General features: G+C 63.1%; 12 protein-coding genes. 5 read left to right on the top strand and 7 right to left on the bottom strand.

Features of this window, described 5'->3' with window-relative positions:
* Nucleotides 1-360: 360 nt before the first annotated feature.
* The 3 genes from ligD to HGHM_RS14780 all read right to left on the bottom strand — a co-directional run bounded on the left by ligD (nt 361) and on the right by HGHM_RS14780 (nt 5,135).
* Complete coding sequence (gene ligD / locus HGHM_RS14795; RefSeq protein WP_019142326.1) at nt 361-2,892, bottom strand: DNA ligase D; 2,532 nt, start codon at nt 2,890-2,892, stop codon at nt 361-363.
* Nucleotides 2,893-2,938: 46 nt separating this feature from the next.
* Nucleotides 2,939-3,820, bottom strand: a complete 882-nt coding sequence (gene ku, locus HGHM_RS21425) for a non-homologous end joining protein Ku (RefSeq protein ID WP_051155299.1) — start codon at nt 3,818-3,820, stop codon at nt 2,939-2,941.
* A 166-nt stretch (nt 3,821-3,986) separates the two neighbouring features.
* Nucleotides 3,987-5,135: a Do family serine endopeptidase gene (locus HGHM_RS14780; RefSeq protein WP_019142325.1), complete on the bottom strand. Its 1,149-nt coding sequence runs from the start codon at nt 5,133-5,135 to the stop codon at nt 3,987-3,989.
* Nucleotides 5,136-5,412: 277 nt separating this feature from the next.
* On the opposite strand from HGHM_RS14780, the gene HGHM_RS14775 reads away from it, so the two are divergent.
* Nucleotides 5,413-6,330, top strand: coding sequence for a Tim44 domain-containing protein (locus HGHM_RS14775; protein WP_019142324.1), 918 nt, complete (start codon nt 5,413-5,415; stop codon nt 6,328-6,330).
* Between the two features lie 338 nt (nt 6,331-6,668).
* Here the strand turns inward: HGHM_RS14775 and otnC are convergent, their stop codons facing one another.
* The 3 genes from otnC to HGHM_RS14760 are packed head-to-tail and all read right to left on the bottom strand — an operon-like array spanning nt 6,669 to nt 9,315.
* On the bottom strand, nt 6,669-7,310 hold the full coding sequence (otnC, locus tag HGHM_RS14770) for a 3-oxo-tetronate 4-phosphate decarboxylase (protein ID WP_019142323.1): 642 nt from the start codon (nt 7,308-7,310) through the stop codon (nt 6,669-6,671).
* A complete protein-coding gene (gene otnK, locus HGHM_RS14765; protein WP_019142322.1) occupies nt 7,307-8,587 on the bottom strand; it encodes a 3-oxo-tetronate kinase in 1,281 nt (426 codons plus the stop codon). The genes otnC and otnK overlap by 4 nt, the downstream gene beginning before the upstream one ends.
* 17 nt (nt 8,588-8,604) lie before the next feature.
* Nucleotides 8,605-9,315, bottom strand: coding sequence for a FadR/GntR family transcriptional regulator (locus HGHM_RS14760; RefSeq protein WP_019142321.1), 711 nt, complete (start codon nt 9,313-9,315; stop codon nt 8,605-8,607).
* A gap of 302 nt (nt 9,316-9,617) precedes the next feature.
* Here HGHM_RS14760 and denD point away from each other — a divergent pair, with 302 nt between their 5' ends.
* Nucleotides 9,618-10,604 carry a D-erythronate dehydrogenase gene (gene denD / locus HGHM_RS14755; RefSeq protein WP_019142320.1) on the top strand — a complete coding sequence of 329 codons (987 nt, stop codon included), beginning with the start codon at nt 9,618-9,620 and terminating at the stop codon, nt 10,602-10,604.
* A gap of 105 nt (nt 10,605-10,709) precedes the next feature.
* Here the strand turns inward: denD and HGHM_RS21420 are convergent, their stop codons facing one another.
* Nucleotides 10,710-11,672 (bottom strand): LysR family transcriptional regulator, encoded by a 963-nt coding sequence (locus HGHM_RS21420; RefSeq protein ID WP_019142319.1) that lies wholly within the window; start codon nt 11,670-11,672, stop codon nt 10,710-10,712.
* 246 nt (nt 11,673-11,918) lie between these two features.
* Here HGHM_RS21420 and HGHM_RS21415 point away from each other — a divergent pair, with 246 nt between their 5' ends.
* Genes HGHM_RS21415 through HGHM_RS14735 form a run of 3 tightly spaced genes read left to right on the top strand, consistent with a single transcriptional unit; the run spans nt 11,919 to nt 15,060 of the window.
* Entirely contained in the window at nt 11,919-12,464 is a 546-nt protein-coding gene (locus HGHM_RS21415) for a tripartite tricarboxylate transporter TctB family protein (RefSeq protein ID WP_019142318.1), read from the top strand.
* A 24-nt stretch (nt 12,465-12,488) separates the two neighbouring features.
* Nucleotides 12,489-14,000 (top strand): tripartite tricarboxylate transporter permease, encoded by a 1,512-nt coding sequence (locus HGHM_RS14740; RefSeq protein ID WP_019142317.1) that lies wholly within the window; start codon nt 12,489-12,491, stop codon nt 13,998-14,000.
* A 37-nt stretch (nt 14,001-14,037) separates the two neighbouring features.
* A complete protein-coding gene (locus tag HGHM_RS14735) occupies nt 14,038-15,060 on the top strand; it encodes a 4-hydroxythreonine-4-phosphate dehydrogenase PdxA (RefSeq protein ID WP_026076057.1) in 1,023 nt (340 codons plus the stop codon).
* Nucleotides 15,061-15,075: the final 15 nt, after the last annotated feature.

Raw genomic sequence — 15,075 nt, 5'->3', positions numbered from 1 at the left:
GTGCGCGTCAACCATTTATGAACTCTCAATAGATTAGACTTTCGCATATGGATATGGCATCGTTTCGGCGCTTCTTCACCGCCCGTACTGGTCTTGAATGGGCTCTATATATCACTGCTCCAGTGCTGCTATGTATTGGATTGGTGACGGGTGAAACCATCCTGCCCTCTACACATGGCAGCATCTCTAAGAGTGTTTCAGAGAGCGCTTGGTGGTATTGGACAATAATGGCGTTCCATGCACTCTGCTGCGTTGGCTTAGTCGTTTCGGTTCGCTCTCGTATCAAGAACAAGGGCCGTTGGTTACCTGAGCAATGAGTAACTTATACAGGCCGAGACAGTCACGTCTTTTGTGCACGTCCTACTCCACCCCAATCTTTCTCCTCATCCCGACAGTCAGCACCTGCCGCAGCTTGAAGTAATTCTCCCAAGGATCTTCTTTCAACTGCGCCAGCCGCATCGGCAGCGTCGCCACCGTCCACATTGCAGCGCTGTTCGTCTCAGGTAACTCCTCCCACGTCATCGGTGTGGCCACCGGCAATCCCGGCCGGGCGCGCACCGAGTAGGGACAGACGGCGCTCGCCTGGCGCTGGTTGCGCATGTAGTCGACGAAGATTTTTCCCGCCCGGTTTTGCGCGCCCATCTTCGCGCTGAAGCGCGCGGGAAGGGTGCGTGCCAGGTGCTGTGCCACCGCCTGGGAAAAGGCGGTGACGTCTTCCCATTCGTGCCGGCGCGCCAGCGGCACCACCAGGTGCAGGCCCTTGCCGCCGCTGGTTTTCAGGAAGCTCTGCAAGCCGAGTTCGTCGAGCAGTACTTTCACAAGATGCGCGCCTTCCGTCACCGCGTGCCATGGCAGCTCCGGGTCGGGGTCGAGGTCGAACACCATGCAGTCGGGCCGGTCGATGCGGTCGGCGGTGGCGCCGCAGACATGCAATTCGATCATGCCCATTTGCACCGCACCGGCCAGCGCTTCCGCCGACTCGATCGCCATCAGCGGCGCATGCTCGGGATCGAGCGACTGGTCGAACATGCGCACGCCGGGAATCGGCAGGCGGCCGCGGTGCTTCTGGAAAAACTTTTCACCTTCGATGCCTTCGGGGCAGCGCAGCAGGTAGACCGGGCGGTTTTGCAGGAAGGGCAGGATGCGCGGCGCCACCTGTTCATAATAGCGTGCCAGTTCAAGCTTGGTGAATCCGCTCCGGGGATCGATCACGCGGTCCGGATGGGTGATGCGGACGCCGGCGACCGCGGCTTCTTTTGTATCGTTACGAGACTTGGTGCTGCCGGCCTTGCCTGCCTTGGCCGGCGTGCTCGCCGCCTGTTCGCGCCGGATCTGCGCGGCCGGCTTGTCGATCCGCAGTCCGTGGAACACCGCCTGCCTCACCAGACCTTCACGGGTCCATTCGGCAAACGACACTTCCGCCGCCAGTTGCGGCCTGATCCAGTGCACATGCGCGCGGCCGACGCCGGCGGGCAGCTTGGCGAAGGGATTCGGCTTCTGTTCCAGCGCCTTCAGTTGCCGGTAGGTGGATTGCAGCGTGGTTCGGTCGAAGCCGGTACCGACGCGGCCTGCATAGCGCAGCACGCCGTCGTCGCCATACACGCCGAGCAGCAGTGAGCCGAAATACTGGCGCGCGCCCTGCGGGTCGGTATAGCCGGCGATTACGAATTCCTGGCGCTTGCGGCATTTGAGCTTGATCCAGTCGGTGCTGCGCTTGCCGACATAGGGCGAGCCGGCGAGCTTGCCGATGATGCCTTCCATGGACAGTTCGCAGGCGCTGTCGAGCAATTGCTGCGGCGGCTTGTCGAGCGCAGCGCTGAAGCGCAGCGAAGCTTGTTCCGCGCCGGCCAGCATCTGCCCGAGCAGCTCGCGCCGCGCTTCGAGCGGCGTCTTGCGCAAGTCGTAGCCGTTCAGGTAGGGCAGGTCGAACAGGTAATACAGGATCTGCGCGCTGCGCTTTTCATCGAAGGCGTTCTGCAGCAGCTGGAAGGAAGGAATGCCCTGCTTGTCGAGCACCACGATTTCACCGTCGAGCCACGCGCTTTGAAGGCCGAGCGCACGGATAGCTTCCGCCTGGCGCGGCAGCTTCGCCGTCCAGTCCTTGCCGTCGCGGGTGAACAGGCGGACCTCGTCTCCGTCCACGCGCGCCAGCACGCGATAGCCGTCGTACTTGATTTCATACAGCCAGTCACCTTCCTGCGGCACCGCGTCGACCAGGGTGGCGAGCTGGGCGCTCATGGTCTCTGGCAGCGCCGCCTTGCGCGCGCCCTTGAGCGCGGTGGGGGCGGCCGCATCGTGCTGTTCCTGCGCGGTTGAAGACGTGGCCTTTCGGGTGGTGCGCTTGCGCTTTGCTGCCGGCGCTGCCGGAGCCTCGTCAGGCTTGGCATCGCCATCTGCCGCGTGCGCCTGCGCTTCCTCGTCCTTTTCCTTGATCAGAAGCCATTGCGGCTTGCCGGCCTGCAGGCGGGTGCGCACCAGGGCCCAGCCGCCGCGCAGCCGCTCGCCGTCGAGGCGGAACTTGAGCTTGCCGGCCTTGTAGCCCGCGACCGGATCGCCCTGCGGTTCCCAGTAGCCGCTGTCCCAGACATCGACATGGCCGGCGCCGTACTGGTGTTCGGGAATGTCGCCTTCGAAATCGATGTAGTCGAGCGGATGATCTTCCACCTGCACCGCGAGCCGCTTCTCCGCCGGATCCAGGCTCGGGCCTTTCGGCACGGCCCAGCTTTTCAGCGTGCCGTCGAGCTCGAGCCGGAAGTCGTAATGTAGCTTGCGCGCGTCATGCCTTTGCACCACGAAGCGCAGCCGTTCGCCGGGCGCGGCCAGCTCGCCATGAGGCTCGGGCGTGATGCGGAAATTGCGCTTGGCGTGGTAGTTGGCAAGTTTGTCCTGCATGGCGCATGTCCTCGTCGATCGATGGATATCTGCTCAGCAGGCCGCCTTAGTGAACTGCCTTGGTGGCTCGATGCCTCGTCTTCTGAAGATGCGGCGGCGCTTGCCTGCTCGGGGGGCGGCTGCGTGCCGGGCGGTGCGTTCTGCCCTGCAGGCTTTGCCGCAGCAGTTCGGTCAGGTCGGCTTCGCTTGCGCTTTCTTCCGGCTCTTCCAATTGCACTTCTGATATCTGCTCGGCCTGGCCTTCGTCGTATTTCCTTTTTACCAGGGCCATGATGTCGTCGCGGAAGCTGTCCTTGTAGTCGGTCGGGTCCCAGTCTTCCGACATGCTCTCGATCAGCTGGGTCGCCATCTCGAGTTCCTTCTTCTTCACTGCCGCTGCCTTCATTCCTGCCGGCGGCAGCTCGAGGCCATCGGTATCCCGGACTTCGGTGGCCCAGCGCAGGGTGTTGAGCACCAGCGCCTGTGCGGTGGGAATGAGGGCGGCGAGATGCTGCTTCTGGTGCAGCACCACCAGCGCGATGCCGATCTTCCCTGCATCGAGCAGGGCTTCGCGCAGCAGGGCATATACCTTTTCGCCACCCTTGGTGGGCGCGAGATAGTAGGGCGTTTCGAAGAACAGGAAATTCACGTCCTCGGCATCGGTGAAGGCCACGATCTCGATTTCATGGGTGGACTTGACGTTGGCCGAGCGAATTTCCTCATCGGACAGCACCACATACTTGTCCTTGTATTTCACCGCCTTGATGATGTCGTCGCGGTCGATTTCCTCGCCGGTCTCCTTCACCACCCGCTTGTAGCCGACCGGCTGCAGCGTGTCCTTCTGCAGCCAGGCGAAATCGATTTCATCCTGCTGGGTGGCGGGATGCAGCGCGACCGGCGCATGCAGCAGGCCGAAGCTGACCGCTCCCTTCCAGATGGCACGGGACATGGAATCTTCCTTTATGTGATGCCTGTTCAAATGCGCAATCGCGCATCAGGCGAAAGCAGGAAGCCGGCCAGCATGATCGGCCGGCAATGTTATCGATTGGACATGAAGTGTTGCTGCAAGTTCTCGCGCTTGCCGGACCGCAATGGGCGCCGGGCCAAGCGAACAACTAAGCAGGCAGGGTCGCTACCGTCATCTTCACCGACCTCTTCTCGCCCTTGCGCCACACTTCGGCATCCACTGTCGTGCCGGGCTTGGTGCTGCCGACCACGCGTGCCAGGTCGGCCAGGGTTTCCACCGGCTGCCCGCCGATGCCACGGATGACGTCGCCCGGCTCGATCCCTGCCTTGGCCGCCGGGCCGCCTCGCTGCACCGCGGCCACCAGCGCGCCGCGCGCTTCCTTCAGGCCGAGCGAGGTGGCGATGTCATAGCTCAGCTCCTGCAACTGCACGCCGATATAGCCGCGCACCACCTTGCCGCTTTCGCGCAGCTGCTTTGAAATGTCCATTGCGATGTCGATCGGGATCGCGAAGGAAATGCCCATGTAGCCGCCGGTCTGGCTGTAGATCTGGGAATTGATGCCAATTACTTCGCCGCGCGTGCTGAACAGCGGCCCGCCGGAATTGCCGGGATTGACCGCCACATCGGTCTGGATGAAGGGCACATAGCTGCCGCTCGGCAGCATCCGTCCTTTCGCGCTGACCACGCCCACCGTCACGCTGTTGTCGAAGCCGAAGGGCGCGCCGATGGCCGCCACCCATTCGCCCGGCTCCAGCTTGTTCGGATCGCCGATCTTCACCACCGGCAGGCCGGTCGCATCGATCTTCAGCAGGGCCACATCGGTATAGGGATCGGCGCCGATCACCTTGGCCTTGTAGTCGCGCTTGTTGGTCAGCCGGACGCGCACCTCGTCGGTATTCGCGATCACATGGGCGTTGGTCAGGATGTAGCCATCCTGGCTGATGAGGAAGCCCGAGCCCAGGCTGGCCACCAGCGCTTCGCCCGGGTCGGGAATGGCGCCGAAGCGGCGGAAGAATTCGTAGAGCGGATCGCCCCTCGGGATGGGCGAATTCCCCTGGCGCTCTTCCACGCGTGTGGCGCTGATATTCACCACCGCCGGCCCTTCCTGTTTGACGAGGCCGACGAAATTCGGCAAGGAGACGGTCTGACCCGGAGCAGGCTGGCTCGCCTGCGGCGCCTGCGTTGCCGGGGCGGTGGCGGACGGGGCCGCCTTTTCCGGAGCCTGACGGGAACAGCCTGCCACCAGCAGGAAGATGCCGGGCAGCAGGAAGAAAAGCAGCTTGTTGGTTCTGGTCATGGATGACACCTGCAAACGGACATGAGCATGGGGAGATCGAGCAGATCGGGGAGATCCGCGTTCGGATTGCCGCCTTGCGGCAAGCAATCCCCATACCTGCGTCGGCAAACGAGTTGGAAGATAGCGGCTGCCCGGAAAGACTTCCGTTTTTACGAAGAAGTTTTCAATTTAACTTCGCTTTTTCGTCGGAAGGAAACTGGGTAGGATGTCGCGCATGTGAAGGTTTTGTCTCCAGTTTCGGAGGCGTGCCTCGCAGCTTTCATTTTGAGGAGAATGCATGAAGAAGTTTCTGTTGACACTGATGCTCGCCATCAGCGCGCTGTCTGTGGTGGTGCCGCAAGCCGAAGCCAAGCGCATGGGCGGCGGCGGTTCGTTCGGCCGGCAGTCGCAAGGCGTCAGCCGCCAGATGCAGGCACCGGCGCAGCAGCAGGCGGCCAAGCCGGCCGCTCCGGCGACGACACCGCAAAACGTGCCGCCCAAGCCAGCCAGCCCGTGGAAAGGCATCCTGGGCGGCGCCCTGCTCGGTCTCGGCCTGGGCGCGCTGCTGTCCCATCTCGGCATCGGCGGCGCTTTGGCAAGCATGATCAGCACGATGCTGATGATCGGCCTGCTGGCACTGGCGGCGATGTTCATCTACCGCATGCTGCGTCAGAAGAAGGACAGCTCGCAGGCTGGTAACGGCATGCGCCCGGCCTATGCCGGCGCATCCTCCAGCGCGACGCCGGAAATCGGTTCGCGCCTGCAGTCGGTGCAGCCCGCGGCCCTGCAGTCCGCCGCGCCGGTGCCCGGCAGCGATGCAGGTGTGAATGCGCCCTTCGGCGTGCCGGCGGATTTTGACACGGCAGGCTTTTTGCGCAACGGCAAGGTCTACTTCATCCGCCTGCAGGCGGCATGGGACAAGGCCGACATCAATGATCTGCGTGAATTCACCACGCCGGAAATGTTTGCCGAGCTGAAGATGCAATTGCAGGAACGCGGTGCCTCGCCCAATCACACCGACGTGGTCTCGCTCGACGCGGAAATGCTCGGCGTCGAAACCGTCGGCACGGATTATCTTGCCAGCGTGAAGTTCAGCGGCATGATCCGGGAAGAGGAAAACGCGCCGGCGCAGCCGTTCACCGAGGTCTGGAACCTCTCGAAGCCGGTATCCGGTCAGGGCGGCTGGCTGCTGGCGGGCATCCAGCAGCTCAACTAAGAGGCAAGCACTCTTTCACCTCCTCGGGAGCAGCAAGGCCGCCTGCCAGTGTGCTTGCCCATACGGCACTGGCAGCGGCAGCAGCGTAGTCCGACCCGACCCCTGGTCTTACGCGCTCCCTTTTTACACCGCTCGCACTCAAGCGCGAGCGGTTTTTTTATTTCCGAGATTTGCCTGCCGGCGCGGACGTCCTTTCAGCAAGTTCCCTTCCCCTTCCATGCGGATGGACGCGCGGTTTCGCAAGGCATGGCATTGCGCGCGACCGTCCGGGCCGCCTGCAAGCGGCGAGGTGGGGCGGTTGGGATGGGGATAGCGCGCCTCCATCACATGTCGAACGTTCAGTCGTGATCGAGCTTGAACACCCGCTTCAGCTCGGCGACCTGTTCTTCGTTCAGCGCACGCGGATCATGCCCGCGCAGCAGCAGGAACAGCTTGGCAGTTTCTTCCAGTTCTTCCGTCGCATACATGGCCGCTTCCAGCGAGGTGCCCGAGACGACCGGGCCATGGTTGGCGAGCAGCACGGCGATGTGTTTCTTCGCCAGGCCACGGATCGCATCGCCAAGTTTCGGATCGCCCGGGCGGTGATACGGGATCAGCGGCAGCTTGCCAATCTTCATGACGAAATAGGCGGTCAAGGGTGGAATGCAATCGCAAGGATCGAGGCCCGACATGCAGGACACCGCGGCGGAATGGGTCGAATGCAAGTGCACGATCGCGCCTGCGCCGCTGCGTTCTTCATACATCGCGCGATGCAGGAAGGCTTCCTTGGAAGCCGGATCGCCGGAGATCAGGTTGCCTTGCCAGTCCAGCTTGGACAGGCGCGCCGGATCGAGCCGGCCGAGACAGGCATTGGTCGGCGTCAGCAGCCAGCCATCGTCCAGCCGCACGCTGATGTTGCCGCTGCTGCCGGCAGTCAGGCCGCGGTCGTAGAGCGATTTGCCGCAACGGCAGATTTCCTCGCGCAGATCCGACTCGTTCATCGCAGGACGCTCCATGCCTTGGTAAAGAAATCGACCGCGCCGAAGTTGCCCGACTTGAGCGCCAATGCCAGAGGCTGGTCGCCGAGGCTCGCGGTCCAGGGCACACCGGGATCGATCTGCGGGCCGATGCGCAAGCCCTTCACATTCAGCGCAGTGACGACCGCGCCGGAGGTTTCGCCGCCGGCGACCAGCAGCTGGCGCACGCCGCGCTCGACCAGGCCCCTGGCAATCGCCGAGAGCGCCTGCTCGACCAGCGCGCCGGCGCGCGCCGCCCCGATACGTGCCTGTGTCGCCTCGACGCTGGCGGGATTGGCGGTGGCGTAGACCAGCACGGGGCCGGCAGCCAGCAGCGGTGTGGCCCATGTCAGTGCCGCATGCACCATATCCTCGCCGGCGGCCAGCCTGAGCGGGTCGATGGCGAATGCCGGCATTCCCGCGTCGATCGCATGTGCGACCTGGGCATTGGTCGCGACCGAGCAACTGCCGGAAATGACTGCGCGCTGGCCGGCGACGGCCGGCAGCACATCGGCAGCGGAGGGCGCGCCCAGCAAGCCCTGTGCACGGAAGTTCTGCGGCAGGCCGAGGGCCAGGCCGGATCCGGCGGTCACCAGCGGCATGTCTGCGCAGGCGCTGCCGATCTGCATCAGGTCCTCGTTCGAAATCGCATCGACGATGGCGATTTCAACGCCTTCACCGCGCAGCTGTTCGATATGCGCCTTGATGGCCGGCGCGCCCGCACCGACCACTTCCTGGCTGATCAGGCCTACCTTGCGCCGCGTCTGGCGCTGCAGTACGCGCACCAGGTTGGCGTCGGTCATTGGTGTCAGGGGATGATGGCGCATGCCGCTGTCGCTCAGCAGGACATCGCCGACGAACAGGTGACCCTTGAAGATCGTGCGCTTGTTTTCCGGGAAGGCCGGGCAGGCGATGGTGAAGCGCGTGTCCAGCGCCGTCATCAGCGCATCCGTCACCGGCCCGATATTGCCGCGGTCGGTGGAGTCGAAGGTGGAGCAGTATTTGAAATAGAACTGGCGGCATCCGGCCTGCTGCAGCCACTGCAGCGCCGCCAGCGATTCCGCGACCGCGTCCTCCGCCGGCGTGGTCCGCGACTTCAGGGCGATCACGACGGCATCAATGCCGGGAGGAAGCGGTGCCTGCGGCACCCCGATCATTTGCACGGTGCGCATGCCGGCCCTGACCAGCATGCCGGCCAGGTCGGTGGCGCCGGTGAAATCGTCCGCGATGCAGCCTAGCGGGAGAGCCTTATGTTGCGCCATGTGTCGCCTCTTTTCGCTTATTTGTGTGCTCTGACAAAGTCTGCATCGATCGAGCGGATCCGGCGCGCAGACATCTCCATGTGATGCCGTGCTGCGCTTCTTGCCGCTTCCGGATCGCGGCGGGTAATCGTATCGAAGATCGCCTGGTGTTCGTCCCGGACCTGCTCGTTCGATTCTTCCCGGGTCGCTTCCCAGGCGCGCGTGATCGTCATCGCCTTCTTCAGGAACTGGCTCAGGAAATCCCACAGTGCCTGGAAATGCGGATTGCCGGTGGCACGCGCAATACTGCGGTGAAATTCCATGTCGGCATCGACTCCATCCTTGCCTGCCGCGACGGCGCGGTCGATCGCACGCAGTTTCACGCCGATGGCGGCGATCTGTACCTTGCTGGCGCGTTCGGCTGCCAGCGCCGCCATTTCTGCCTCCAGGCCGCGACGCAACTCGACCACCTGCAGCACCGACAGGATCGATTCCACGACGGCGGGGTCGATCCGGAACGGCGTATCGGGCCCGATCTCGCGCACGAACACGCCGCTGCCCTGGCGCGACTCCACCAGTCCTTCGGATTTCAGGCGCGATACCGCTTCGCGGATCACCGTCCGGCTCACGCCGAACTGCCTGGCCATTTCCATCTCGGAAGGCAGGCGTGATTTCGCCGGATATTCGCCGCTGCGGATCAATTCGCTCAAGGTAGCCGTAACCCGGTCCGGCATCTTGGCGGATGCCATTAATGGTTCCACCCGGAATGCAGATGTGTTGCTCATGCGTGTACGCTCAGGAATCAGGCATCAAGAGGGCCTGGCAAAATGAGCAAACCATGGGGTTTGCGGTCGCCGGTGCATCGACACAGACAGTACATGAAGTACGGCAATGAGACGTCATTCAGCCTGCGGAATTTTGCCATGTCCCTGATTAACAATTTGTATTGTCATCATACAAGTTGGTAAGCTATGCTACAACTGAACTTTTCCAGCGCCGGCAAGGCGAGCGAGCCGCCGGCCTGCACGGCAATCCAGCGAAGGGAGGGAATATGCAGGTATTGATTACGGGCGGTGCAGGATTGCTCGGCGCGCGCCTGGCACGGCAGCTTCTGCAACGCGGCACCCTGACCGGTGCGGATGGCCGGCAGCAGGCAATCAGCCGCATCACGCTGCTGGACGTGGTACCGGCAACAGGCTTCGACGACCCGCGCATCCGGATCGTGACCGGCGATATCGCCGATGAAAAGGTCGTCGATGCGAACCTCACCCCGGACACCCGTTCAATCTTCCACCTCGCGGCAATCGTCAGCGGCCAGGCCGAGGCGGATTTCGACCTCGGCATGCGCATCAACTTCGACGCCACCCGCCTGATCCTGGAACGGGCGCGTCGGAACGGCAATCAGCCGCGCATGGTATTCACCAGTTCAGTCGCGGTGTTCGGCGGCAATCTCCCGGCCAGGGTGACCGACACCCAAATCCTGACGCCGCAAAGCTCGTACGGTGCGCAAAAGGCCATGGGCGAGCTGCTGGTCAACGATTACAGCCGCAAGGGTTACATCGACGGGCGCGCCTTGCGCATGCCGACTGTCTGTGTGCGCCCCGGCGCGCCTAACAGGGCCGCTTCCAGCTTCGCCAGCGGCATCATCCGCGAACCGCTAAACGGCATCGAAACGGTGTGCCCGGTTGCTCCCGAAACGGTGATATGGCTGACTTCCCCGCGCCATGCAATCGGCAATCTGATCCATGGCCATGAAGTCGACGGCAGCGCCTTCGGCAGCAGCCGTGCCCTCAGCCTGCCGGGACTGTCCACGAGCGTGAAGAACATGGTCGGCGCGCTGGAACGGGTTGCCGGCAGCGAAGTCGCGCGGCGCATCCGCTGGGAATCCGATCCCGCCATCGTGCGCATCGTGAATACCTGGCCGGGTGATTTCGAGACTGCCCGCGCCGACGCCATGGGCTTTCAGCGCGATACCAATTTCGATGACATCGTGCGGGCGTACATCGACGATGAATTGAAGGGCCGCGTCGGGGCGTAGCCCCTGGCGGCTCCATGACGGCAGGCTCAGCCCGCCGTCATTCCCGCAAACGCTGCGCCGGGGAAGGGCGACGTCCGGCAAGCGGACGTTCCCGCGCGCGCCACCTCAGCCCGTGCGCGCATTCTTCAGCGGCCGCATGCGATCCGGGAGAGACAGGCGGCGCAGCGTCTCCTGGAACAGCTTCACTGCGGGCGCGGGAAAGCGTTCCTTGCGGGTGATGATGCCGTAAGGCTCCAGCTGGAACTTCAGGCGTACCGGCAGGATGCAGATCATCCCCGCCACCGCATAATGGCGCGCGATCGAAGTCGGCACCACCGCCACCATGTCCGTTTCCTGCAGCAGCGTGGTGGTTGCGAGGATCGATGCGGTTTCGACCAGCTGCGCCGGCGTGCTCATGCCCGCATCCTGGAAGGCGCGCTCCATCAGCTGCCGCATCGGCGAGGTCGGCGGTTGCAGGATCCAGGTCATCGAGGCGAGATCGGCCAGCGCCACGCGCCGCGTGCGACTCAGCGGATGCTGGTTGCCGGCAATGACCGACAGCGATTCATTATCCAGCACTTCGAAGTTCAGCCCGCTGTGCTCCGGCGAAGGGATGCGCCCCAGCACGATGTCGAGCCTGCCCTGCTCCAGCATTTGGGCCAGCACATCGCTGGTATCCATGTGGATGCTGATCTTCAGGTGGGGAAAACGCTCCTTCAGATCAACGATCGCACGCATCAGCAGGCCGGGCGCGGGTGCCATGATGCTGCCGACACGGATTTCCCCGACCCCGCCTTCCTCCTGCGCGACCAGATCCTTGCGCAGATTGTCGAGGTCGGACAGCAGCATCTGGGCATAGCGGATCACCGATTCGCCATAGGTCGTCGGCTGCATGCCGCGTGGCAGGCGCTCGAACAGGGTTACGCCCAGGGTTTCCTCGATCTCGTGCAGCATCTTGGTCGCCGCCGGCTGGGAAAGATGCATGTGCTCCGCTACCTTGCGCAGGGACCGCATCTCGCTGAGTGCCGCGATCAATGCAAGCTGGCGCATGCGCAGCCGGTTCTGGATAGCCTTGGCGGACGGAATCATTGCGCTCCTCCCGAGAATTTTTATAGGTATAACTGAAAGATATCACTGATTTCAAAATCTCGATTAGACAGTTATTGATGGCGGATGCACACTGGTGTCCACAATAAGAGCGTCTAACAAAATGCCGCTGGCGGCGTTGCGTCTCCTTGCCGTACCAAGCACATCGTTTGCGTCGGCTCGCCTTGCCAGCGACCGCAAACCTGACGGTTTGCTCATTTTGTTAGACGCTCCAAATAAGGAGACAACATGTCCGACTTCAATCACGGCCCTGCCGAAAGCGGCGCGGACGCTGCACCGGTCGTGGCACACCGGATCGTCGAAATCGCGGTCGCGCTGTTTACAGCCTTCATCGGCGCACTCGTCATGGCCGGCAGTTACGAGCAGGGGATCGGCTGGAACGAGACGGGGCCGGAATCCGGTTACTTTCCCTTCTATATCGGCCTGATCATGCTCGCCGCCAGTTGCGGCACGATCATCATCGCATTGAAGCAATGGCGGACGCTGGCCGCCGGCTTCATTGCACGCGGCCCGTTCCGTCATGTGATGGCCGTCTTCATTCCGATCTGCGTGTACGGCGTGGCGATCCGCATTCTCGGCATGTATCTCGCGTCGGCATTGTTCATCGCCTGGTTCATGGGGCACGACCGCGGCGAAGGTGGCGAAGGTCGGCGGTACGGGCTGCTCAAGATAGCACTGGTATCGGCCGGCACGGTATTCGCCAGCTATCTGATCTTCGAGCGCTGGTTCGAACTGCCGCTGCACACCGGAATGCTTGTCGAGTGGCTCGGCTAACCCACCTTCCACAAAGAGATCACCATGCAAGAATTTGACTTTCTGCTGCACGGCATGTCGATCGTCGCCACCCCCAACCATCTGCTGCTGATGGTCGCCGGGGTGCTGCTCGGGATTCTCGTCGGCGTACTGCCGGGGCTGGGTGCGCCTAACGGCGTGACCTTGCTGCTGCCGCTGACCTTTTCGATGAACCCGACATCGGCGATCATCCTTCTGTCCTGCATGTACTGGGGCGCGCTGTTCGGCGGCTCGATCACATCCATCCTCTTCAATATCCCGGGCGAGCCCTCGTCGGTCGCAACCACCTTCGACGGCTATCCGCTCGCCAAGAAGGGGCACGCCGCCGAAGCACTGACTGCCGCATTCACCTCGGCGCTGGTCGGCGCGCTGACGGGCGTGCTGCTGATCACTTTCCTGTCCGGGTATATCGCCAACTTCGCGCTGCAGTTCAGCTCGCCCGAATTCTTCGCGGTCTACCTGCTGGCCTTCTGCAGCTTCATCGGCATGGGCAAGACGCCGCCGCTGAAAACAGTGGTCGCGATGATGATCGGCTTCGCAATGGCCGCGGTCGGCATGGACACGATCTCCGGCAATCTGCGGCTGACCTTCGACTTGCCGGACCTGTTGAAAGGCATCAGTTTCGAGATCGCGGTGATTGGCTTGTTCGGCATCGGCGAAATCCTCGTGACGGTAGAGGAAGGTCTGGTATTCCGCGGCGAGCATGCGCGCATCAACCCGAAAGTCGTGTTCAGGACCTGGGCAAGCCTGCCGAGATACTGGCTGACGCTGCTGCGCGGCGCAGCCATCGGCTGCTGGATGGGCATTACGCCCGGCGGCCCGACTGCCGCCTCCTTCATGAGCTACAGCATTGCCAAGAAGCTGTCGAAGAACAAGGAGCGCTTCGGCAAAGGCGAGATGGAAGGCGTGATCGCGCCGGAAACGGCCGACCATGCCGCCGGCACCAGTGCGCTCCTGCCGATGCTCACGCTCGGCATTCCCGGATCGGCGACCGCCGCGGTGATGCTCGGCGGCCTGATGATCTGGGGGCTGCAGCCGGGACCGATGCTGTTCATTGAGCAGAAGGATTTTGTCTGGAGCCTGATCGCCAGCATGTATGTCGGCAACGTCGTCAGCCTGCTCGTCGTGCTGTCCACCGTGCCCTTCTTCGCCGCCATCCTGCGCATTCCGTTCTCGGTGATCGCGCCGGTGATCGTGATGGTGTGCACCATCGGTGCCTATTCGGTGCATCAGTCGATGTTCGATGTCGGCCTGATGCTGTTCTTCGGTGCACTCGGTTACCTGTTCAAGAAGCTCGGCTACCCGATCGCGCCGCTGGTACTGGCCGCCGTGCTCGGCGACAAGGCCGAAGCGGCGTTCCGCCAGTCGATGCTGTTCTCGGACGGCAAGCTCTCGGTGTTCTGGTCCAACCCGCTGGTCGGCACGCTCACCACGCTCGCCCTGCTGCTCGCCTTCTGGCCTTTCCTGACGCGTGTTTTCGGCCTGCTGCGCCAGCGCACGCAAAGCCAGCTCACCTGAATTCAGCCAGCCCGCTCAACCACCCAAAGGGATCCACATGCGTTCATCAACCAAACCCCGTCTCGCCGTCGTGCTCGGCGACCCGGCCGGCATCGGCCCCGAACTGATCGCCAAGCTGCTGGCCGAACCCTCCACCATGCAGGCGGCCGATATCCTGCTGATCGCCGACAAGGGTGAGTTCGAGGAAGGCATGCGCGTCGCCGGCCGCAAGGTCGATTACACGCAGATCACCTCGCTGGCCAATCCGGAATTCTCCGCTGGCAAGCCGCTGTTCTATGACTATCGGGGCAATACTTCCGGCGCGTTCGAGCGCAGCGTCGCCACCGTGAAAGGCGGCCGCTACAGCCTGGACACGCTGTCGGTGGCGCTGGAACTGACTCAGGAAGGTACTACCGACGCGATCCTGTTCGGTCCGCTCAACAAGAATTCGCTGCACCAGGCCGGCATGGGCCACAACGATGAATTGCACTGGTTCGCGGAAAAGCTCGGCCACACCGGCGCCTTCTGCGAATTCAACGTGCTCGACAACCTGTGGACCTCGCGCGTGACCTCGCATATCGCCTTGAAGGAAGTGGCGAGCTCGATCACCCGCGATGGCGTGATCGAAGCGATCCGCCTGATCGATACAGAACTGAAGCGCAGCGGCGTCGCCAGGCCGCGCATCGCAGTCTGCGGCCTGAATCCCCACAACGGCGACAACGGCTCCTTCGGCCGCGAGGAAATCGACATCATCGGGCCGGCGGTGGAGCGCGCCCGCGCGCTGGGCATGGATGCCAACGGTCCGTTCCCGGCCGACACCATCTTCCTGAAGGTGCAGGGCGAGCGGCGCGATTACGACGCCATCGTCACCATGTACCACGACCAGGGGCAGATCGCGCTCAAGCTGATGGGCTTCTCGCGCGGCGTCACCGTGCAGGGTGGCTTGCCGATTCCGATCGCAACACCGGCGCATGGCACCGCCTTCGACATTGCCACCAAGGGCGTGGCCAACCTCAGCGCCACCTTGCAGGCATTCAGCATTGCCTGCCGCATGGGGGTCTCGCGCCGCGCCGCCGCATGACTACGGATTATCAAT

This window comes from Noviherbaspirillum massiliense JC206 (assembly GCF_000312045.1).
GTDB classification, from domain to species: domain Bacteria; phylum Pseudomonadota; class Gammaproteobacteria; order Burkholderiales; family Burkholderiaceae_D; genus Noviherbaspirillum; species Noviherbaspirillum massiliense.
This window is presented reverse-complemented; position numbering and strand designations above follow the sequence as displayed.